Source organism: Sulfitobacter sp. W002 (assembly GCF_025142135.1).
Lineage (GTDB): Bacteria > Pseudomonadota > Alphaproteobacteria > Rhodobacterales > Rhodobacteraceae > Sulfitobacter > Sulfitobacter profundi.
On sequence record NZ_CP081126.1, the window covers coordinates 487,501 to 508,130 of the forward strand.

The window sequence follows — 20,630 nt, forward strand, 5'->3', positions numbered from 1 at the left end:
TCGTGGGATCAGACCCGAAACCGAGTGATCTAGGCATGGCCAGGTTGAAGATAAGGTAACACTTATTGGAGGACCGAACCCACATCTGTTGAAAAAGATCGGGATGAGCTGTGCCTAGGGGTGAAAGGCCAATCAAACTCGGAGATAGCTGGTTCTCTGCGAAATCTATTTAGGTAGAGCGTCGACCGAATACCCTCGGGGGTAGAGCACTGGATGGGTAATGGGGCCCCACAGGCTTACTGATCCTAACCAAACTCCGAATACCGAGGAGTACTAGTCGGCAGACACACGGCGAATGCTAACGTCCGTCGTGAAGAGGGAAACAACCCTAACCTCCAGCTAAGGCCCCTAATTCATGGCTAAGTGGGAAAGCAGGTGAGACGACCAAAACAACCAGGAGGTTGGCTTAGAAGCAGCCATCCTTTAAAGATAGCGTAACAGCTCACTGGTCTAAATAAGTTGTCTTGCGGCGAAGATGTAACGGGGCTCAAGCCATGAGCCGAAGCTGAGGATGCATTTATTGCATGGTAGCAGAGCGTAGTGTGACATAGTTCCATGTGTCCTTATCGTCCCTCGGGACGTATTGGACACAAGGAGCTTTCTGTGAAGCTGGCGCGTGAGCGATCCGGTGGAGAGATCACTAGTGAGAATGATGACATGAGTAGCGACAAAGAGTGTGAGAGACACTCTCGCCGAAAGTCCAAGGGTTCCTGCTTAAAGCTAATCTGAGCAGGGTAAGCCGACCCCTAAGGCGAGGCCGAAAGGCGTAGTCGATGGGAACCAGGTTAATATTCCTGGGCCAGATGGAAGTGACGGATCTCGAGGGTAGTTCATCCTTATCGGATTGAATGGGCTGCTTAGAGGTCCCTGGAAATAGCTCCATCGCTAGATCGTACCCTAAACCGACACAGGTGGACAGGTAGAGAATACCAAGGCGCTTGAGAGAACTATGTTGAAGGAACTCGGCAAAATACCTCCGTAAGTTCGCGAGAAGGAGGCCCGGTTTCTAGGCAACTAGAGGCTGGGGGCACAAACCAGGGGGTGGCGACTGTTTATTAAAAACACAGGGCTCTGCGAAGTCGTAAGACGACGTATAGGGTCTGACGCCTGCCCGGTGCCTGAAGGTTAAAAGGAGGGGTGAGAGCTCTGAATTGAAGCCCAGGTAAACGGCGGCCGTAACTATAACGGTCCTAAGGTAGCGAAATTCCTTGTCGGGTAAGTTCCGACCTGCACGAATGGCGTAACGACTTCCCCGCTGTCTCCAACATAGACTCAGCGAAATTGAATTACCGGTCAAGATGCCGGTTACCCGCGGTTAGACGGAAAGACCCCGTGCACCTTTACTACAGCTTCACACTGGCATTAGGCCGAACATGTGCAGGATAGGTGGTGGGCTTTGAAACCGAGACGCCAGTCTCGGTGGAGCCTCCCTTGAGATACCACCCTTGTTCTGCTTGATGTCTAACCGCGGACCGTTATCCGGTTCCGGGACCCTGTGTGGCGGGTAGTTTGACTGGGGCGGTCGCCTCCTAAATCGTAACGGAGGCGCGCGAAGGTTGGCTCAGAGCGGTCGGAAATCGCTCGTTGAGTGCAATGGCAGAAGCCAGCCTGACTGCGAGACTGACAAGTCGAGCAGAGTCGAAAGACGGCCATAGTGATCCGGTGGTCCCAAGTGGGAGGGCCATCGCTCAACGGATAAAAGGTACGCCGGGGATAACAGGCTGATACTGCCCAAGAGTCCATATCGACGGCAGTGTTTGGCACCTCGATGTCGGCTCATCTCATCCTGGGGCTGGAGCAGGTCCCAAGGGTACGGCTGTTCGCCGTTTAAAGAGGTACGTGAGCTGGGTTTAGAACGTCGTGAGACAGTTCGGTCCCTATCTTCCGTGGGTGTAGGATACTTGAGAGGAGTTGCCCCTAGTACGAGAGGACCGGGGTGAACGATCCACTGGTGGACCAGTTGTTATGCCAATAGCAGTGCTGGGTAGCTATGATCGGACAGGATAACCGCTGAAGGCATCTAAGCGGGAAGCCCCCCTCAAAACAAGGTATCCCTGAGAGCCGAGGTAGACCACCTCGTCGATAGGCCAGAGATGTAAGCGTGGTAACACGTTCAGTTGACTGGTACTAATTGCTCGATAGGCTTGATTTGATCCAGTAGAAGCAAGACTGCTTAACTGGGCAAAAGCATACACATACAATCAGTGGTACTTGACTTGGACAAAAACACGCTTTGCGCTCCAATGGAGACGGTGCGGGAACGGGCATCCTTCGGATACCCCGCCTCCCGCCGTCGCTCTGCTGCGCAGAGCGCTGTATCAGGAATTTATTTGGTTTGGTGATCATAGCGCGAGCAAAACACCTGGTCCCATCCCGAACCCAGCCGTTAAGTGCCGTAGCGCCGATGGTACTGCGTCTTAAGACGTGGGAGAGTAGGTCATCGCCAAACCTAATAAGTTCCTGATATTCAGTATCTCTCGACGATGAACAGAATAACAAAACCGCCGTAGCTATAAAGCTGCGGCGGTTTTGTGCTTGGCGGGCGAATGGAGCGTTATCGGCACGTCTCTGTGCCCCCAAACTCACGCACGAACTTTGGCGAAGCGAAAGTTAAGGGCGTTGTGCAAAATCTCAAGAAAAATCGAAATTCTATGTACGAATGCCCTTGCAGCCCTCGCACTATAAGTCTAAACGAAGGGCATTGGCGCGGGATGGAGCAGCCCGGTAGCTCGTCAGGCTCATAACCTGAAGGTCGTAGGTTCAAATCCTACTCCCGCAACCAAGCCTATCGAACTTTTGTTCGCAAAGCCGCCCTTCGGGGCGGCTTTTGCGTATGTCATTGGGAACTTTGTCAAATCTCCCTCGATGCCCAGGAGGTGTTTTCCTTCCTCCACTTCCTCGACGCTGATGGTTTCCACTAGGACCCGTAGAATATCGCGCGCATGGATAACCAATTCGGGTTCTGCGAGAATCGTTTCCAGCTTTCTGACATGCGCAGCGTAGACCTCCTCTAGGTCTGTCGGCAGCATCGGCCGGGCGTCTTCTATCTGCCGCTGTTGGGCCTGCAATTTGAGCTTCCGCGCTTCGGCTTTCGACAGGGCTTCAATAAGGGCAGGGCTGTTCACGCCGGCGAGGATCGCGTCGGTTCCGTTACGGATTTCAGTCTCTACCGCGCGGAGCTGCCGGGTGACCGAAGCGCGGTCGGCCTGAAGCGACTGTGTCGCATCAGCGAGCGCTCTCGCATACTCCTCACGGAACCGCGTGAAAGCATCGGACCCGAGCAGTGCGCGTTTCACGCCGCCCAAGACCGCCTGTTCCGCCTCGTCCTTCAAAAGCCCTGTCATGCCGGTGCATTGGCTGGGCCCCTGTTCTTTGGCCGTTTTGCAGTAGTAGCGTTTGTGTACCGTGCCAGCGATCGTCAACGGCCCACCGCATTTGGCGCAGCGTAGGAAGCCCGACAGAAGGAACTTGGGGCGGGGGCCGACGCCGCCGCAGTTGGAGCCCCGCCGGGGTTTGACCTGAAAGCTGTCCTGGCGCGCCTTGACCTTCGCCCAGAGGTCATCGTCGATGATCCTCAGTTCCGGAACCTCCACGCGCACCCATTCTTCCTCAGGCCGCAGGCGGGAGACCCGCTTTTGTGTTTGGGGGTGTCGACGGTACTCAAGGCGATCCCACACCCTGACCCCGATATAGAGTTCGTTGTTCAGGATGCCGGTGCCACGCTTGCGGTTGCCGAAGACAGTATTCTGGCGCCAGGCTCTTCCGCTCGGGCTCGGGATGCCGTCTTGGTTCAACTGGTCGACGATCTTCTTGGGCGATATCCCCTCGGCAAACTCCGTCAAGATACGACGAACGATTTGCGCTTCGCCCTCATCAATGACCAGCGCGCCTTTGATCTTGTCGCCTCGTTCATCTCTGGGGATGACATAGCCGTAAGAACGGCCGCCGGCGCTTTTCCCCGCGGCGACATTGCCCGCGAGACCGCGATGGGCCTGTAGGGCGATGGATTTCAGCAGGGCGCCACTCATCAGCGACTTCAGCCCCATGTTCAGCGCGTTCGCCTCGCCATCAATGATCGTCATGATCTTGACGTCGTGAAAGGCGCAGAGCTTTTCCAGTTGAGCGCTGTGCTCACCGTCGCGTGTCAGACGCTCGATGTTCTCTGCCACCACGATATCGATGAGCCCGCCTTCAATCCCGCGCAGCAGCTCCTGATATCCGGGCCGGTGATCGCTGTAGCCGGTCAGCTCCGCATCGGTAAGGATGCGTTCAATGTGCCAACCGTGCCGATCGGCGAACCGCTGACATTCTGAAATCTGATCATCGAGGGATTTTTGCGTCTGCTTGTTGGTGGAGTAGCGGGCATAGACCCATGCGCGGAGGGCGGTTGAGGCGGGTTTTGTGGGCATAGAAAGGTTCCTGGCAATGAGGAAAGGCAAACGGACAGCGTGCGGCGGGATGGATGACATGCATTCCGCCGGTGCGACAAGCTAAAGTTCTGGTTGAGTGGGGGCTAGATTTTGGGTGCCGGCTGCGTTGTGATCATTACCGGTGGATGCAACGTGCCGATGATTGAGAGACGCACTGCACCGCCTTCTTGAAGCATCGCCAATTCCTTTGGCGTGGGTTCCCAAACGCTGGTCATTTGAGGGGTGCCGTTGATCACCTCATCGAGAATGGCGAGTGCATAATATTCGTCTTGTGTCTCGGCCAGTACGCGCGTGGCGTTAGTTATTCTTAAGGGCTGCATAAAGTCTCCGCGCTAGTTGGATTTGTTCAAATGAGGAGGGCGCACGTCAATAAGCGATGTCCTGATATCGAGCCTATGCAGCCCCGCGACCTCTACGACGGCCACGATCTGTTCCCTGCACATGTTCGCCCTCATCATTTCGAGAGCTGCCTTCTCAGCGATGTCTCGGCTGTCATATGTTGTGTGGCCCTGAAGCTGGTTCGGCCCTTCGGAGGTGATCTGCACGAGAAAAAATCGCCCGGGTTTAAAATCGTATGCTGCATTCGCCATATCGGCCTCCAGGGCTAATTTAATTGATAGAAGTGGTCGATCTTTACGCCCTCAGGGACTTGGCCACGCCACCACCATTCTGCGTTCTCCCGATGGCGCTCTATTGGCTCAGTGACGAGGACGCGATGATCGACGCTCATTTTGTAATGAAGGGTATCGTCGATGTATGTGTCGCCCGGCTCGGCGGGGCGCAGAGCCGCGCAAAACATGCGACCATCTTTGCGAACTCGAATTGCCATACGGATATCTACTTATTGAAGATAGCTGCGATCCCGATGCCCACTATGACCGCGGTTACACCGGCTGCCACCAATTCTACTAGGGTCGCACTCCCACGGGCATAAAGGACGATCCGGCTCGTCAAATATCCGACGGCAAACATTCCACCTAACTCCCAACTCATATTCCGCTCCTAACTAGCTCTTACGCGCCGGAGATAATCCCAGGCGTCATCAAATTGATCATCATCGAGGTCTAGCGCCGCCAGTGCCTCGACCAAAGCCCGCGTCTCTTTTGACATTCGTTTTGGCGGCTTCGGGCAATGGCAGTCTGCATGGTCACCGTAGATGGCGCGGTTCCAGCAGCCCGGCACAAGAAACCGCCCGCCCTGAGCGTCATCAGACTTATGCCATCGACATAACTGCAAACCCTTCTCCTATGCTCAATCAGCTGTGTCGGATTAGGTGCAGCGGCCCCATAGATACCGCCCATCGCCAATCTTTTGCGTCACCTCCGGTCGAGAAGCCGAACGGCAGCCCCCACACGTCCCATATCAAAGCTACATGCATCACTTGCTCCTTTGTTAAGCATGGCCACCGGTCAACTCATTCCCCGCGTAAGGGGCGCTGGTAGCCTGCGCACGAGAAACGCTACCCATCCAGAAGCCTTGAATCCCGGTGTTCTTTACGCCGGCCATGTGTTTCTCCTTTGACTTTATCTGCCGATCTTGTTGATGCGCTGACGCTTCGCGTTGCCCGTCCCATCCTGAGGCCCGTCGACAGACGTCATCTCGCGGGAAATATGGCGCGCGAGAAGAACGATCATGCCCTCCAGCGCGATGTCGCAGGCCGATGGGGCTGGATCGACAGCGACTGGATCGCCGGTCTTTTGCTGGCGATCATTTCTCGGCGTCGGGCGGGTGGTTGTGATCTGGTTCATACCAACGCCCTCAAAGCCAGCGTTGTCAGTGCGATCAGTGCAAGGCCTATCGCTAGAGCTGGGGTCGCAATACAAAGCAGCCTGTTAATAAGCGGCATTACGTGTCCTCCTGTCTTTCTCTTCTGCGTCGAGCGCGCGCAGGGCGGCAGGTGAAATCGCTTCCAGCCAACGCTCGCATTTCTCCCAAGCTTCCTCAGTCGCGAAGCTGTCGTGTGCGCGGATTGCTACGCGCAGCCGCTGGAAGTCCCGGCGGATGGTCGCATAGCGGACCTTTCCAAAGCGGTGAGATGTGGTGTGGTCTTCAGGCACCTTTGGGCCTCACTGCGATAAAGGGCCAAGGTTGGTCCTCGGACAGCGCCCGATCGCGGATCGCGCGGGCTTGGGCGCGGGTCCCGATCCATGCATAGTCCACCCCATTCGTCCGCCCTGTGCCGGAGAGATGTAGATATTCCTTCGTTTTGGGGTCCCGGAACCGAACGCGGTTCTTCTGAGACGTCCGGAACTCGATTTTGACCCTCGGGCTGCCTGTCACCACTTGCGTCATGTCAGTGGCCTTTCAGGGACTGCGTTGCGATCAGGTGGCAGGAACTCAGCGAGGGGCTCATACCGATAGCGGACATGCCGCCTCGCAGCGCCTCGATGCGATCAGCGAGGCTCTGGACCAAAGGATCATTGCAGCCAAGCTCTCGCGCCGCCTTCAGGAGGGCATGATCGCTATCGTCAACCATTTCTGTCACTGTTGTTGTGAAGTTGGTCACGTTGCCTCTCCTTTCATGGCTTCCGGCAGCCAGCTGTCGATCGCGGCTACCTCGGCACGGCTTAGCCCCAAGGCCTCTTGCGTGCTGGCGTCATTGAACAGCCTTTCGAGTTCCTTGCGCTTCTCGCCGACTTTCAGCTTGGCGAAGCGCGCCATCTGATCTTCGCGCTCTTCGGTCACCACCAGTTCGCGCCAGATGCTATCAAGTGCCTCTGAGCGACAGGCGTTGAACAGGCTCTCTGCGGTCGGTGTCCAGATACTGCGCGGGGTGACGTCTAGCCGTTGCATCAGGGCGCGGTTGGCGGCGCTAGCAAAGGGCGCGTTCATCGTCCGCGCCAACAGCGTTGTGAGGATCTGATTGCGGTGCTTTTTGCCTTTGGCGATGAAGGCATCGAAAGCCGCGTCGAAGTCTTCGCGTGGGTCAGCGGCTTGATCGTCGTCTTCGCCGGTGACACGCTTGTCGACGGTGAGGCTATTGGCAACTTCGGGCAGGCTTAGCTGCTCTTCAGCGCGGATATTGAAGTGGCCGGTGAAACTTGGCATCTCGGTCCAAAGCTGGAAGGCCAACAGATCGAGGGCCAGTTCTGGCTGGGCGATCATCCGTGCTTGCAGGGCGAGCCGCTCAATACGGCGCAAGTCCTCGATCCCGGCTTGGGTGATCGGTGGCTTTGGAGCGATCTTCTCTACCTCATCGCCCTCAGCGCCGGAATTCGAGCCGGCGCGCTGTTGAGCGGGCAGGTAGGCGGAGCTGACCTCTAGCTTACCATCGCGGTCCACCAGCACGAAGATGGTGGCAGCCTCTCGCTCTTCGTCCTTGTAGTCGCCGAGCATTCTCTGTTCGAGCGCGTCAAACTCTGCCTTCTCGGCGTCGGTGAAGGTCTGCGTTTCGCCGAGTTCGCAAAGTTCTGCATGCCGGAGGGAATCCGCTTCGGGCAAGTCGATGGCCTGACGGTAAATCCGCGTCATGCCTTCGGTGTGCTGGTAGCCAACCCACGATTCAAAAACAGGAGTGACCCGGGCGAAACCCTCGCTTGCTTGCAGGTCCTCGGCCGCTTTGATCAGCTTAGTCTCGAACAGCTGATGGATCAGTTCCGCGTTGTGGAGCCGGGATTGATCGCTGAACAGGTCTTCGTCGAGCGTGCCGCCCTCGGCCCGGTAAAGGTCAAGACCGATATACTGTACGCGGCGATCTGATGAGGGCACGTTGCCTTCCATCAACTGGTGACGCAGGCGATCGGCAGAATAGCGGTGCTCCGTCGCCAGCTTCAAAGCCTGTGCCTCGCGCTCTGCGCCGCCGGTCACGGTGAGCACCTGAGCGATGTCGAGGGTGATGTCTCCGGATCGTAGGGCATCCAATGTGGAAGCCGACAAGCCAGCCAGTTTCAGGCGGCGCTGGACATGAGCCCGGGTCTGGCCGAATGCCGCTGCGATCTGATCGGCATCGCTGCCATGGTCAGCCATGGCGGCATAGGCGCGGATTTCATCTGCTGGATGCAGGGGGCGCTGCGTGGCACCTTCGGACCCCGCCCAACTGCGGGCCAGTGCGGGGTCGGTGGTCACGTTCACCGGGATCGCGTCGAAGTCGATGTCTGCGCTGTCGGCAAAATCGCTGCCCTGAGCGCGCAAGTGTTCCAGTGCCCGCAGGCGCCTGCCGCCAGCGACAATGCCCAGCTTCCCGTCTTCGTCCAGCGCATTGAGGTTCTGCATCAGACCGTTGATGGATAGCGATTTCGCGAGCGCGGCGATGTCTTCGGGGTCGTGAACCTGACGCGGATTGAAGGCATGCAGCGAGAGGTCATCGAGCGGCACGGTGCGGGTGGTCGACATGGGGGATTGGTCGGTCATAGAGGCTCCGATTATTGGGGGGATTTGGTCCAGCGCACATACAGAGTGAGCCCGAATAGGGTCAGTCGCTCTACGCGGTAGGTGCAGCCAAAGCCCGGTACTGTTTCGGTGGTCCATTTCATGCGTCAGCCCTCAGCAAGCGCCGCAGTAGAGCGCGAGGTTCGGCGTGATTTGGATTTGCGCGATCGCAGTGCTTGCGGCGGTCGCAATGCTGGCGACCAGTGCGGCGAGCAGCAGAGCAAACAGAATGACGCCGAGATAGGCAGGCCACCGGCGGGACTGAACGCAGCGCGAGGGTTCATGCAGCCACGGTCCGCTACCTTCCATCGCTCGGAGCCTCGCAAGGGTGTTGGTGTGCTGGTCTTGCTGTCGCTGTTCATCGCGCTGGACTGCCATCATTTCCTCCAATGCTTTGGTGAGGTCGGGGCGACTACGGCTGAGCGGGGCGCTCATGCCGCTGTCTTCTCGAGGGTGTCGCGCAAAGTTCGTGCGCGGTGAGCGTCATCGCCGTTCCGATCCAGCAATAGGATCGTGTCGCAGGCAGCGATCACGGCGGCATCGGAATAGTGGCAGCAATCTGCGATAATGCCGCGGGCGTGGGCGAGATCGGCTTCATCTTTGGACATCATGGGAATAAACCCTTCTGCGTGTTGTCGCCGGGACGGATGATGGCGACGCTTTCAAGAATGAGGTGCGGGGCGCCGGTGCTTTCCGCCAACTGGCTGGCAGCATGTTCGGCATCGTTGAAGGTGCTGTAGCGTTGGCGCGGCTCGGTCCGGGCGCCGGGGCCAGCGGGTTTCCGGCAGATCATCCAGAAGCGCGCGAATTGGGGGAGCTCGGACATCACGCCACCTCCTTCGGTGATGCGGCAACCGCAGCTGTACAGAGCGCGGTAGCCGGCGCTTTGGGGCAGGTGGCCTGCAAAACCACGGTGACCTCGCCGGGATAGCCTTGGTGGATCACGGCATGACAGAGCTTACGGTCGCACCGGTGGAGGCTGCGCCATTTCGCGATATGGAAGCTGCCGTGCATCAGGCCGATCGGCTCATTCCGATGGGGGGCGCCGATGCTGAACCCAGCATCCTTCGCCGCGGTGATGGCGCTGTTGAGGTCAGGGAATGTGAGCTTCATGCGGCATCACCGCTGGTGCTCTGTGCGACATGGTGACGAATGCGGGCGAGGATACGCGGGGTGCGACTGTCGAAGTCTGACAGTACCGGATTGAACGGTTCAGCCTTAACGATATGCGCAGGCGGACCGAGGCGATCGAGGTCTACGCGCTTGCCGCGCCCGGCCATGAGGATGTCCCAGGCGCAGGCAAGGATGGCAGGTTGCGTGTGGAAGTGTTCAGGGTTCGTGACGACCGCGTGGGCGGTTGCGCCAGTATTTGACGATCTATTCATCAGTGCCTCTCCAATCATAGTGGATAGGGGCACTCAATAGTTCAGTTAATCTGGATAGTAAACAATAAAATTCAGATTATATGGTTTTGAGGGGTGGCCAGTTCGTGGCTGGGTGGCTTTGTGGGGCGGTTTTTCTTGGAGGTTGGTGGTTTTTGGGTCGGGCTACTTTTTCTCGTTTATGGGGGCTGTGCTCAATCTTGGATCGCGGGTAATCTTATTGACAACTGTCCCTGCCGTTCTCTTAATGTTCCAATTTGAGGCGGGGGGATATGAACAAATATTTTGTCAAATTTGCGACATCACTTATTCGAATCGGGGTGAACGTAAACTGGCTTCTTGATCCGGTTCATTCTCTAAAGATAACTCTTCGAGGATCGGGAAAATAGAAAGCTGTACGTCCGCAGGTAGTTGGGCGAACTCGCCCGCCAGTAAGAAGTTAAAGTCGATTCGATGTGCGCGGTACAGCCATCGCATCATACCTAGTTGTGGGTAGTTGCGGGCCTTCTCTGCGTTGTTCCATGCGGTTTGGCCGCAGCCAGCTTCGGCTGCGGCGTCTTTCTGGCTGAGACCAGTAAGCATGCGGGCCGCGCGGAGCCGCATTGCGCAGGCTTCCGGGCTATCATCGTTGATCAGCGCAAGGCGTTCTTTATCGAATAATTGCATGCGCTTGGTTTATCTGAGTTACAGAAAATGTGAATTTCTCTTATCTGGTCCTTTACGATCCAGATAAGCTGGAGTAATTTGCCTGGCATGACTAATGTTCCGAACATATGTGATGCTATTGGAAGGCGTGAACTGGCTGAGCGCTTGGGGGTAGGGGTGACGGCAATTAGCAACGCCTCTGTTGCAGGTGTTTTTCCAGCGAGATGGTACGTCGTCATAAAGGCAGTCTGCGATGAGGCGAATCTGGAATGCCCCTATGAGCTCTTTACGTTCGTTCGTAGCGATCAAAGTCGTGAGCATGCGGCATGAGGTCGGGGACCCCATTTTCGCATAGCCGATGGATGCGCGCTCATTACGGGTGCCGCCTAATGCCGCGCCCTTTCCCCCCTCCATGTCGAAATTCCCTGTCATGCGCTGAACCTGCTTTGGCCACCGCATCAAAACCATGGAAACAAAAATGAAGATTTCCAGCCAAGCCCTTTCAGACAAAATCGACGCCGCGCTTCGTCTTCGGGTCGGCCACGGGAAGACCTACTCGTTTGAAGCTTTGGAGGAGGTCACGGGCATCAAGGCCCGCACTCTCCGCAGCTATGAAGAGGGGGTGACGCCGACCGCTGCTGGCCTGATGTCACTTTTCGCCGCATTGGGGCCGGGCTTCACTTCCGACATTCTGGGCATGGTGGGGCAGTCGGCCCGAAAAGGGGAGGGCTGTCAGCCGGAGCATATGCCAACGCTTTGCGCTGCGACCGCCTTTTCGTCGCTTTTGGCGGAAGCACTGACTGATGGCCACGTCGATCATCGCGAAGCTGCCGTGTTACGCCCGATCGCTGTGGAGCTGATGGAGTTGCTGGCGCCGATCGCAGGCGGGAAGCCCTCCATTGTGCGGAATGGCGGTGCGGCGTGAGCAACTTCGTCCAGTCAGAGATTGATATCAACCACGAAACGATAGGTCTTATCGCTGCTTGTTTGACCACTGAACTTCATGAATTTGCTGCGACGCGCGGTATCAGCCATGCTTCTGTTCAGGCTCAGCTGAGCGCTATCCACAGTGTATTCCTTAGCTATGCTGATGACTTCATCAAGGTCAGCCCAGTTATCACAAGCGGCGCATCCGGCCTGAGAGCTCGGGTCACCCTCGACCCTGTGGGCTATCGGCGCGCGGCAAAGGCCGCAAAGGATTGCATGGCTGGAGGAGCCTCCAGTGTCTGAATCGTCTGTCATCACGAACCTTTCTCGTGCTGTTGGGCGCGCGCGGCGGGAATCCGACTTCTCGCCGCGCATTTATTCAACTTACGGGGGAACTTCGCATTCGCAAGCTTTTTCCGTTTCCGTCATCCGCCTTTGCCGCAAAGCTATTGGCGGCGTCTATCCGCAGGCACCGGAGGGATATCGTTGCGATCCGCCCTCTGTCGAGCCGCGGTTCCGGGGTGGTGCGCAGCGTCTGGGGATGCGCGCCGCCCCGTCCAATTTGCGTGGTAGGGCGTTTCATGCGCTTTCCCTCACCGATGGGGCGCGGTGCCGCGTAAAGCCCCGCCCGGCGCCGGGCCAGCCTGTGGTGCGACGTTGGGGTCTACTCCCTGTTGAACTAAGGCGCGCGGCTGGCAAAGGCTGCGCGTCTCTTTTGCTCAGTTCAGCAGGTGAGGCGACGGATTGCCTCGTTTTTAGCGTCAGGATGCACCTCACCAGACAGAACTTCTGCAATTCGGTAAGAACAAGCGCCCATGTAATGTTGGATGGCAACGTAATCTTCGCATTGCAACCGCATGATCCAAATGGTTACAGCATCATCGAAAGTGAAGGATTTGCGTCGAATGGCGTAAGGGTTCAGGAGGATGCCCGTCATCGGGTGCCTGCCGTCCGGTCCGATGGACCGGTAAGAGATAGTCATGGGAGGTTCCTTTTCCTGACTATGGCGATCAACTGGCGTTCCCTCAATTGGCCGGTGATCGCAGTGTGCCGCGCATTTAAGCGGCGCGGTAGCGCTAGTCGGGGTGGCGATTCGCAGTCGCTGCCCCGGCGTACCTTCTTAAATTCCAAGTACATCAAGCGTCAGTTGCTTCCGCTTAATCGAAATGTCATTGAGCGCTACACCAGTCATATGGTGTTCGTAGGTTGCCATAGGGATAGCTCCTTCTTTGGCAATGTGGTCCGGCGTTTTTGGAGATGCCGCCGGGCCTGGTTTGCCGCAATTACAGCTGCGGTTGAACTGCCCGAGTCGAAGAGTAGTGATCTTCGACTCGGGACCTTACTTTACGGCAGGCCCCGTACCCTACATCAAGGCTTTTCTAGGGCAAAAAGCGCAATAAAAGCCTTGCCCGATACAACATGTTTTGTCGTACGGGGTGATTCTCTCTACTTATTGTGGTTGGGCCTAGGCCGCCGACGGGTCGGAACAGCTTGGAGGCGCAAAGGTATCACCTCCTTGGCGGAGGCCGCCTGATGGTCGCCTATAACTTCCCGCCAGAAGACGCCCGCGCGATCATCTTCGGCATCAAGGCCAGCGTGATCAAGCCCCATGGCAAACGGCCCCATGTCGCGGTTGGCGGCACGGTCCATGCGTTTTGCGGCGCTGTGCCGCCACTCTGGATGAAGTCGCCGGAATGCCATCGCCTGATCGTCGCGCCCTGTAGCCGCTCTGAGGAAATCGTCATCGAGGTCGACAAGGTAATGCTCGGCAGTACTGTGATGGTCACGCCGGAATGGTTTGAGACACTCGCGCGCGATGAAGGGTTCAGCGACTTCGGTTCGCTGCAGGTCCACTACGACCGCCTCTATGGATTGCCTTTCCGGGGCCAGTACATCCGCTGGCGGCCTGACAAGGCTGAGTTCCGCGCCCAATGGCCGCTGATCGTCAAGCCGCCTGGTTCACCCGACAGCGCGGATCAGGCGGCGCAGCCCCCGTAAGAGGGGCGCGTCATCCTGCGGATCAATCAGAATAGCTCGGCAGGCGGAAGCGCAGGCCAGCGAGTAAGGCATAGGCACGGCGTTTCGTCGTGCCAACAGGCATGTGAGGACGGAAGCCGTGGACCCAAGGCGCAAATACGACATCGAGCCGTCTCCTTTCGAGGGGGAACTGCGCGTTATTGCGCCGGAAGAGTGGCGCCAGCAGCGATGGGGTTGGATGGAAAGCGTCCGCCGCGACAGCAGCCTGAGCCCTATGGCTCGGCTTGTCGCCGACACGTTGGTGCTGGAGTTCGCCAACCGCGAAACCCACCGGTGCGACCCGTCCCGGCGTCAGCTGGCTGACATTCACGGCTGTTCGGAAGACACGATCAAGCGGGTAATTAAGGAACTGGTCGACGCTGAATGGATCGTCGTTCTTGCAGGTGTCGGCCGGGGGCGTAGCACGCAATATGGCTTCCTCACGCGGGCCAAGATCGTGCAGCTAAAAGGGGGCAAAAATGCCCCTCTAAAAGGGGGTAGGAATGCCCCCTTTCCTGTCTCCCAAAAGGGGGCAGATTTGCACGGAAAAGGGGGCAAATCTGCCTTCGTGCATAATATAGATAAACCACAGAAGAACCAAAGGGCGCAGGGCGCGAAGTTTTCGCCAAATCCGATGGTTCAGCGCGAGGCGCAAATCGCCGTCGCCAGATGGCGGGAAGGTCGGGCTGATGCGCTCGCCGATCTTCAGCCGTGGGTTATCGATCACATCATCGCTGCGAAGCTTCTCACCGATGCCGAACAGGCAGCGGCGGGACTGGGCTGAGAAAAGGGGAATGGGGCAAATGGATCAGATCACAACCACCGACAGCGCGCAGGAAGCCGCTGCGCCACAGGAAACCAACCGGGCCCGGGTGCGCAGGCTCTTCATCGATCCTTTGGTGAAAGACGGGATGCGGTTCAAGCATCACACCTCGGCTGACGATCAGCGGCGCAAGCTGGATCAGATGGCGGATGACCTCGGGTATCTCTCCGACGAGTCCCTGCGGGTGCTGGCTGCCTGCATGCGCACCAAGGGCGAAGGCACAAACAAGGTCTTCTGGCCCAGCCGGGTCAGCCTTCTGGGATTTGCTGAAGCTCGGGAGCGCATGCCGTTGCAGGATGTGCCGGGGCTGCGGTCGTGGTTTGTATCGGCAGCGGGTCGCAAGGCGGCAGCCATGCCGGGGCGATTGATCGCTGAGTATGCGTTCTGGAAAAGCCACAAGCGCCCGCCGCTCGCCGATCGCGAATGGACCGGGATCAACGAGCGGGCTGCGGACTATGCGCGCCGGGTCGAACTGATCGAGGATCGCCAAGCGCGTGGGGTTCTGGTCACCGGCGAAGAGCGGAACTGGCTGCGGCGCTATCACGAAACCGAAGCCATGCTCCGCGGCTGGCTGGATAAGAAGGGCGCATGATGCAGATGGCACCACTGAAGACCGAGGCCATGGGCCGCGTCCGCAAGCCGATCTCGATCCAGCGGCTGCTGGAATGGGCATTCGCCGATGAGTGCGCCTCGATCGACTTTGAGGATGAGGGCACGCTCGCGCCGGGCTATGGCCATGTGGGAAACGCCTACCGCATGGCGCAGCGCGGGTTGCTGGGCTGCAAGATCGATGGCGGTGGCCGTTCGTACCCTGATCATGATGCTGACATCGTCGCTTCAGCGGTGGCGGTGCTGCCTGAGGGCTGCGGTGGCCGGCGCATGGCAGTGCAGATCGCAGAGTTGGCGCGGGCGCGTGCTGTGCCGGAAGCCTATGTTGGCGTAACCCCGCGATGCGTGCCGGTTGGCTGGCATCAGAAACGGTTTGAAGGTCAGAAGGCCGCGACCGAGCATGTCTGCTGGTTGAGTGAAGTTGGTCCGCGCAAGGTGAAGCGGTTCGAAAGCCGGGTCTGTCCTGTGACCTATCAACCCCAAGCGAGCATGATCGCGGGCGCTCGACGTGATTATCTTCAATGGTGGTCAGCACTGCTAGAGCTACGGGTAAACCTTAGTATTTGTTCATCTTTGTCGCGTTGGATTGTCAGTGATGAGATGCCTCCCAGCCAGCCGTGGAGGCAGGCTGCTTGAAAAAGTTGTTGATCGCTAATTTGGTGGGGGCTATACAACCGACATGCACCCCAATAGCGCCCGGAGAGGATCACCCTCTCCGGGCGCGTTGCGTTTGTGGGTGGGCGGAGGTGTCGCATGGGTAGGCTTGCTGGTCGGGGCATGGGCTCACGGATCGGTCGGACTGCCTCGCGGTTGAACGCGGACGCAAAGAAGCCTGTCAAAGCCGAAGGTCCGCGCCACGCGTCGCATCGCTGGTACTCACTGGCCCGCTGGCGTCGGTTGCGTTGGTCGGTGCTCGAAGAGGCGCGCTTCACCTGCGCTTGGTGCAAACGGATCGAAGCGAACACATCAAAGCTGGTGGCTGACCATAAGCGCGCACATCGTGGCGACCCGGACCTGTTCTGGGATCGCGCCAATCTTCAGTGCCTCTGCAAAGCCTGCCACGACAGCGAGAAGCAGCGGCAGGAGCGCCGAGGGGAGGGGGGGTAAAAGTCTGCCACCCCGCCAGAGCGGAAACCGGCAGCCCCATCATTCGGAGATTTTTTTCTGGTGGATCAGAGATTTGACTTATTGGGTGACCCTATCCCTGAGGGGCGCGGTGGTCCGGGTCGAACCGGTCATATCGCCACTTCGAAAAATGCAAGCAAGATCAGAGCCTTGCTGGTTGCGGGTTTGAATAACTCGCAGATCGCGCGGGAACTGGGCATCAGCGTACCGACGCTGAGGAAGCATTATTTTCAAAGTGGGAAAATCAAGGCGAAGCTGGCGCGCGAGATGGCGATCGCTGAAATGCGGGCCCGCAACATCTTGAGGCTCGATGCCCAGGCGGACAAGGGCAGCGTCTCGGCCATGCGGGCACTGGAGCCGCTGCTGGAAAAGGCAGAGCGTGAGATCGCCGAGCGCGAGATGGGCAATGAGCAGCCGCGCCAGCAATCGCCGGGGGTTAAACAGCGCCGCGAGCTCATGGGCCATGAGGCCGATGATGAACTTGAGCGCGAGCTGAGCCAAGAATCGAGCCATGGACTGCACTGAACCGCTGCCGCGGTTCGCCTGTCCGGATTGGTGGGAGCGGCTACGCCGCCGCGAGACGCCGATGGCGGATGTGCCGCTGAATGAGGCCAAGGCGCGCAAGGCGCTGGCTTTCTTCAACCGGCTCCGGTTGCCCGACGTGGCCGGCAACCCGCCGATGAGCGAGGCCTGCGGCGATTGGTTCCGTGACGTGCTGGTCGCCTTTCTGGCCAGCGAGGATCCGGAGACGAAGGAAAGGCTCGTTTGGGAACTGCTCTGCATGGTTCCGAAGAAGAGCTCGAAGACAACCTATAGCGCGGGGCTCGCCCTGACTGCGCTTTACATGAACGAGTCACCCAACGGTCAGATGCTGCTGATCGGGCCATCGCAGAACATCTCGAACCGGCTCTTCGATCAGGCGCAGGGCATGATCCGCCTTGATGAGAAACTGGCGAAGGTTTTTCGGGTTCAGGATCACACAAAGACGATCACGCGCTACAAGACAGGCACGGAACTGGAGGTGAAGACCTTCGACACCTCGATCGTGACCGGGGAAATCCCGATCATGACGATCATCGATGAGCTGCACGAACTCGGCAAAAAGAACGGGGCGCAGCAGGTGATGCAGCAGATCAGGGGCGGCGGGATCACCATGACCGGTGGTCAGCTGATGATGATCACCACCCAGTCGGACAAAGAGCCGGCGGGGATTTGGAAGGCCGAGATCGGCAAAGCCCGGGCGATCCGGGACGGGAAGGCAGGCGCGCGGCCGATCATGTTGCCGGTGCTCTACGAGTTTCCGGAGGCGCTGCAGAAAAAGGAACGGTATTGGCGCAACCGCGAGAACTGGCCAATGGTACTGCCGAACCTCGGCCGCTCAATCAGCCAGCAGCGCTTGGAAGACGACTACACGAACAACGGCGCGATCAGCCCCGAGGCCGAACAGATTTGGATGAGCCAGCATCTCAACATCGAGATCGGCTTGGGCCTGCATTCCGAGCGGTGGATCGGCGCGGATCACTGGGCCGGGGCCGGGCGGCCGGAAATGACGCTGGATGAGATCATCGCCTCTTCCGAGGTCTGCGTGGTCGGCCTCGACGGCGGCGGGCTGGACGATCTGCTGGGCGTTTCGGTGCTAGGGCGTCACGCGGAAACCAAGCGCTGGATGCATTGGGGCCGGGCTTGGGCGGATCGGGGTGTGCTGACGCTGCGCAAGAGCATCGCCCCCGAACTGCATGAACTGGTCGAGGCCGGTGATCTGACGCTGGTCGATAACCTCGACGCCGAGGCCAACCCCGAGATCGTGGCGATCTGCCAGCGGCTGCAAGAGGCGGGGCTGTTGCCAGAGGAAGACGGGATCGGCATGGATCCCGAAGGTGTGGCTTCGATCGTAGATGCGCTGATCGAGGCCGGGTTCGAGATCGAAGACATCCGGGCGATCAGCCAGGGCTACAAGCTGAACGCGGCGATCAAGGGAACGCCGGTCAAGCTGAAGAACAAGACGCTGGTCCATTGTGACCAGCGGCTCATGCGGTGGTGTGTGGGCAATGCGAAGACAGAGACCCGCGGCAACGCCGTGCTGGTGACCAAGGCGCGCAGCGGGTCGGCAAAGATCGACCCGCTCATGGCGCTGTTCAACGCCGTGATGCTGATGAGCTGGAACCCGGTCGGGCACGGTGGGCCATCGGTTTACGAAGAGCGCGGCATTCTCACGTTTTAAGGCGGTGATATGGGAATTCTAAATCTGTTCCGGCGCCCCGCCGCGGAGAGCAAAAAGGAGGTGCAGGCCAGCGTTCAGGGCGGCGCTGTGTTCAGCGGTCTGGATGATCCGGCGCTCTTGGAGTTCATGCGCACGGGCGGCGGCGGCATGACGGAATCCGGGGCGCACATCAACGCCAGGTCGGCGATGAAGAACACCACTATCCTGCGCTGCGTTTCGCTCATCGCCTTCAGCATCGGGATGCTGCCGCTGCACATGCAGCGCAAAGCGGATAAGTCGAAGGCCAGCGATCACCCGCTGTTTCGGGTGCTGCACCGCAAGCCGAACGCCTGGCAGACCGCTTTCGAGTTCCGCAGCCTGATGCAGCAACGCGCGCTCACCGATGGCGATGCCTTCGCGATGATCGTGCGCAGCGGCCCTCGCGTGATGCAGCTCGTGCCAATAGCCGGAGATCGGGTGACGGTGAAGCAGCGTGACGATTGGGCGTTGGAGTATGTGGTGACGCGGGGCGGCCGCGGGCCCATCACGCTGCCGCAGTCCGAAGTGTTCCATCTGCGCTATGGGTTGTCGGATGACGGGATCACTGGCCTGTCGCTGGTCAAACAGTCCGCCGAAGCCATCGGCTTGGCCCTACAGGCCGAAAAGTCAGCGGCACGCATGTTCCGCAACGGCATGATCATCGGCGGCGCGCTGAAGCATAAAGAGAAGCTTTCGCCGGAAGCCTATGAGCGGCTCAAGGCCAGCATGAACGATGATGCGGGGGCCGAGAATGCGCACAAGTGGAAGATCCTCGAAGAAGGCATGGACCTCGTTCCAAACCAGCACCCGGGCCGAGACGGGCAGGGGTTGGAGAACCGAAAGCATCAGATCGAAGAAACGGCACGCCCCTTCGGCGTCCCGCGTCCGCTCTTGGGCGTCGACGACACGTCATGGGGCAGCGGCATTGATGTGCTGGGTCAGTTCTTTGTCCGCTATGGCCTGAATCCTTGGTTCGAGGCCTGGCAGCAGGCAATAGAACGCTCGCTCCTGACTGAGCGCGAGGCCGATGAATATGAGGTTAAGTTCAACGCCGGCGCATTGCTGCGCGGATCCATGAAGGACCAGGCGGAATTCTTCGCCAAGGGGCTTGGTGCGGGAGGTCAGACGCCATGGCTGCATCCTGATGAGCCGCGCGATTGGATGGACCTGCCGCGCCGGGATGATCTGCCGGCCGCATTGGGCCAACAGAAGATAGGAGGGCAGAATGAGCCTGCGTAAACTTCCCGAGATCAAAGCGTTCAAAGCCCTCTCCAATATGGAATGGCAGCCGCGCACTGATGTGGTCGACCGCTGGAATGCGGGCATCCATGCCGCCACAAGCGATGAGGCATCAATCTCCATTCTCGGTGAGATCGGCGGCGGCGATTATGGCGACGGTGTCACGTCCAAGCGGATCGCCGGGGCGCTACGCTCGATCGGCGAGCGCGACGTGCGGGTCGATATCAACAGCCCGGGTGGCGACTTCTTTGAAGGCGTGGCGATTTACAACATGCTGCGCGAGCACAAGGCCAAGGTCACAGTGAATGTGCTGGGCCTTGCCGCGTCTGCTGCGTCGGTGATCGCCATGGCCGGTGACGAAATCAAAGTCGCAAAGACCGGATTCGTTATGGTCCACAACGCCTGGGGCATCACGATCGGCAACCGCCACGATATGGAGGCCGCAGCCACGATGATGGAGCCCTTCGATCGGGCGATGCGGGATCTCTACGCCGAGCGCTCCGGATCGAAAGCCGAAGACGTCGAGGCATGGATGGACGCTGAGACGTTCTTCACTGGCGAAGATGCCGTAAAAACCGGGCTCGCGGATGGGTATTTGTCCGCCGCCGAGATCGAACAGGACAAGGACAACGGCAAACGTGCTTCGGCCATTGCCAAGATCGAGGCCAGCATGGCCGCACAGGGACTGTCCCGCCGGGAGCGCCGTAGCCTCCTCGCGGAACTGCAAGGGGGGGCTGACGTATCGCCTCCTGACGTCATGCCGAGCGCTGACATCATCGCCGCGCTTCGCGGCAACACCGAAAAACTGAAAATCTAAAGGGGTTTCA

24 protein-coding genes, 1 tRNA gene and 2 rRNA genes (1 of these 27 running past the window's edge) are annotated in these 20,630 nt (G+C 58.8%); 14 read left to right on the forward strand and 13 right to left on the reverse strand.

Going from position 1 to position 20,630, the window contains the following annotated elements; translation table 11 throughout:
- The 3 genes from K3758_RS02415 to K3758_RS02425 all read left to right on the forward strand — a co-directional run.
- Positions 1 to 2,152 (forward strand): 23S ribosomal RNA (locus K3758_RS02415) (it extends 682 nt beyond the left edge of the window).
- A 182-nt stretch (positions 2,153 to 2,334) separates the two neighbouring features.
- Positions 2,335 to 2,449, forward strand: a 5S ribosomal RNA gene (gene rrf / locus K3758_RS02420).
- A gap of 256 nt (positions 2,450 to 2,705) precedes the next feature.
- Positions 2,706 to 2,782: transfer RNA gene (locus K3758_RS02425), tRNA-Met, on the forward strand.
- Here K3758_RS02425 and K3758_RS18365 read toward each other — a convergent pair.
- From K3758_RS18365 to K3758_RS02490, 12 genes are all read right to left on the reverse strand, one after another.
- Positions 2,739 to 4,469 carry a recombinase family protein gene (locus tag K3758_RS18365; protein WP_409202622.1) on the reverse strand — a complete coding sequence of 577 codons (1,731 nt, stop codon included), beginning with the start codon at positions 4,467 to 4,469 and terminating at the stop codon, positions 2,739 to 2,741. The genes K3758_RS02425 and K3758_RS18365 overlap by 44 nt on opposite strands.
- Positions 4,470 to 4,513: 44 nt before the next feature.
- A complete protein-coding gene (locus tag K3758_RS02440; RefSeq protein WP_259947330.1) occupies positions 4,514 to 4,750 on the reverse strand; it encodes a hypothetical protein in 237 nt (78 codons plus the stop codon).
- Between the two features lie 1,203 nt (positions 4,751 to 5,953).
- Positions 5,954 to 6,178: a hypothetical protein gene (locus K3758_RS02445; RefSeq protein ID WP_259947333.1), complete on the reverse strand. Its 225-nt coding sequence runs from the start codon at positions 6,176 to 6,178 to the stop codon at positions 5,954 to 5,956.
- 84 nt (positions 6,179 to 6,262) lie between these two features.
- Entirely contained in the window at positions 6,263 to 6,487 is a 225-nt protein-coding gene (locus K3758_RS02450) for a hypothetical protein (RefSeq protein ID WP_259947334.1), read from the reverse strand.
- Between the two features lie 236 nt (positions 6,488 to 6,723).
- Complete coding sequence (locus tag K3758_RS02455) at positions 6,724 to 6,936, reverse strand: hypothetical protein (RefSeq protein ID WP_259947335.1); 213 nt, start codon at positions 6,934 to 6,936, stop codon at positions 6,724 to 6,726.
- A complete protein-coding gene (locus tag K3758_RS02460; protein WP_259947337.1) occupies positions 6,933 to 8,780 on the reverse strand; it encodes a ParB/RepB/Spo0J family partition protein in 1,848 nt (615 codons plus the stop codon). The genes K3758_RS02455 and K3758_RS02460 overlap by 4 nt, the downstream gene beginning before the upstream one ends.
- Before the next feature lie 132 nt (positions 8,781 to 8,912).
- Positions 8,913 to 9,233 carry a hypothetical protein gene (locus K3758_RS02465; protein WP_067264729.1) on the reverse strand — a complete coding sequence of 107 codons (321 nt, stop codon included), beginning with the start codon at positions 9,231 to 9,233 and terminating at the stop codon, positions 8,913 to 8,915.
- Positions 9,230 to 9,409 (reverse strand): hypothetical protein, encoded by a 180-nt coding sequence (locus K3758_RS02470; protein WP_259947340.1) that lies wholly within the window; start codon positions 9,407 to 9,409, stop codon positions 9,230 to 9,232. The genes K3758_RS02465 and K3758_RS02470 overlap by 4 nt, the downstream gene beginning before the upstream one ends.
- The gene (locus K3758_RS02475) at positions 9,406 to 9,624 is read right to left on the reverse strand and encodes a hypothetical protein (RefSeq protein ID WP_120350082.1); all 219 of its coding nucleotides are present in this window, start codon (positions 9,622 to 9,624) and stop codon (positions 9,406 to 9,408) included. The genes K3758_RS02470 and K3758_RS02475 overlap by 4 nt, the downstream gene beginning before the upstream one ends.
- Positions 9,624 to 9,911 (reverse strand): hypothetical protein, encoded by a 288-nt coding sequence (locus tag K3758_RS02480; RefSeq protein ID WP_259947341.1) that lies wholly within the window; start codon positions 9,909 to 9,911, stop codon positions 9,624 to 9,626. Before K3758_RS02480 ends, K3758_RS02475 begins: the two co-directional genes overlap by 1 nt.
- A complete protein-coding gene (locus tag K3758_RS02485; RefSeq protein WP_259947342.1) occupies positions 9,908 to 10,183 on the reverse strand; it encodes a hypothetical protein in 276 nt (91 codons plus the stop codon). Before K3758_RS02485 ends, K3758_RS02480 begins: the two co-directional genes overlap by 4 nt.
- 303 nt (positions 10,184 to 10,486) lie before the next feature.
- Positions 10,487 to 10,846 carry a helix-turn-helix domain-containing protein gene (locus K3758_RS02490; RefSeq protein ID WP_259947343.1) on the reverse strand — a complete coding sequence of 120 codons (360 nt, stop codon included), beginning with the start codon at positions 10,844 to 10,846 and terminating at the stop codon, positions 10,487 to 10,489.
- A gap of 457 nt (positions 10,847 to 11,303) precedes the next feature.
- On the opposite strand from K3758_RS02490, the gene K3758_RS02495 reads away from it, so the two are divergent.
- Both K3758_RS02495 and K3758_RS02500 read left to right on the forward strand, forming a co-directional pair.
- Positions 11,304 to 11,750 carry a hypothetical protein gene (locus tag K3758_RS02495; protein ID WP_259947344.1) on the forward strand — a complete coding sequence of 149 codons (447 nt, stop codon included), beginning with the start codon at positions 11,304 to 11,306 and terminating at the stop codon, positions 11,748 to 11,750.
- Complete coding sequence (locus K3758_RS02500; RefSeq protein WP_259947345.1) at positions 11,747 to 12,055, forward strand: hypothetical protein; 309 nt, start codon at positions 11,747 to 11,749, stop codon at positions 12,053 to 12,055. The genes K3758_RS02495 and K3758_RS02500 overlap by 4 nt, the downstream gene beginning before the upstream one ends.
- Before the next feature lie 421 nt (positions 12,056 to 12,476).
- Here the strand turns inward: K3758_RS02500 and K3758_RS02505 are convergent, their stop codons facing one another.
- Complete coding sequence (locus tag K3758_RS02505; protein ID WP_259947346.1) at positions 12,477 to 12,734, reverse strand: hypothetical protein; 258 nt, start codon at positions 12,732 to 12,734, stop codon at positions 12,477 to 12,479.
- Between the two features lie 551 nt (positions 12,735 to 13,285).
- On the opposite strand from K3758_RS02505, the gene K3758_RS02510 reads away from it, so the two are divergent.
- The 9 genes from K3758_RS02510 to K3758_RS02550 all read left to right on the forward strand — a co-directional run bounded on the left by K3758_RS02510 (position 13,286) and on the right by K3758_RS02550 (position 20,620).
- Positions 13,286 to 13,750 carry a hypothetical protein gene (locus K3758_RS02510; RefSeq protein ID WP_259947347.1) on the forward strand — a complete coding sequence of 155 codons (465 nt, stop codon included), beginning with the start codon at positions 13,286 to 13,288 and terminating at the stop codon, positions 13,748 to 13,750.
- Positions 13,751 to 13,868: 118 nt separating this feature from the next.
- Positions 13,869 to 14,552: a helix-turn-helix domain-containing protein gene (locus K3758_RS02515; RefSeq protein WP_259947348.1), complete on the forward strand. Its 684-nt coding sequence runs from the start codon at positions 13,869 to 13,871 to the stop codon at positions 14,550 to 14,552.
- Positions 14,553 to 14,571: 19 nt separating this feature from the next.
- On the forward strand, positions 14,572 to 15,183 hold the full coding sequence (locus tag K3758_RS02520; protein ID WP_259947350.1) for a hypothetical protein: 612 nt from the start codon (positions 14,572 to 14,574) through the stop codon (positions 15,181 to 15,183).
- Positions 15,180 to 15,836, forward strand: a complete 657-nt coding sequence (locus K3758_RS02525) for a hypothetical protein (protein WP_259947352.1) — start codon at positions 15,180 to 15,182, stop codon at positions 15,834 to 15,836. Before K3758_RS02520 ends, K3758_RS02525 begins: the two co-directional genes overlap by 4 nt.
- Positions 15,837 to 15,953: 117 nt before the next feature.
- Positions 15,954 to 16,307: an HNH endonuclease gene (locus tag K3758_RS02530; RefSeq protein WP_259947354.1), complete on the forward strand. Its 354-nt coding sequence runs from the start codon at positions 15,954 to 15,956 to the stop codon at positions 16,305 to 16,307.
- Between the two features lie 60 nt (positions 16,308 to 16,367).
- Positions 16,368 to 16,850, forward strand: a complete 483-nt coding sequence (locus tag K3758_RS02535; RefSeq protein ID WP_259947356.1) for a hypothetical protein — start codon at positions 16,368 to 16,370, stop codon at positions 16,848 to 16,850.
- Positions 16,837 to 18,546, forward strand: a complete 1,710-nt coding sequence (locus K3758_RS02540; protein WP_067939063.1) for a terminase TerL endonuclease subunit — start codon at positions 16,837 to 16,839, stop codon at positions 18,544 to 18,546. Before K3758_RS02535 ends, K3758_RS02540 begins: the two co-directional genes overlap by 14 nt.
- A 9-nt stretch (positions 18,547 to 18,555) precedes the next feature.
- Positions 18,556 to 19,803 (forward strand): phage portal protein, encoded by a 1,248-nt coding sequence (locus tag K3758_RS02545; RefSeq protein WP_259947357.1) that lies wholly within the window; start codon positions 18,556 to 18,558, stop codon positions 19,801 to 19,803.
- Entirely contained in the window at positions 19,790 to 20,620 is an 831-nt protein-coding gene (locus K3758_RS02550; RefSeq protein ID WP_259947359.1) for a head maturation protease, ClpP-related, read from the forward strand. Before K3758_RS02545 ends, K3758_RS02550 begins: the two co-directional genes overlap by 14 nt.
- Positions 20,621 to 20,630 lie beyond the last annotated feature (10 nt).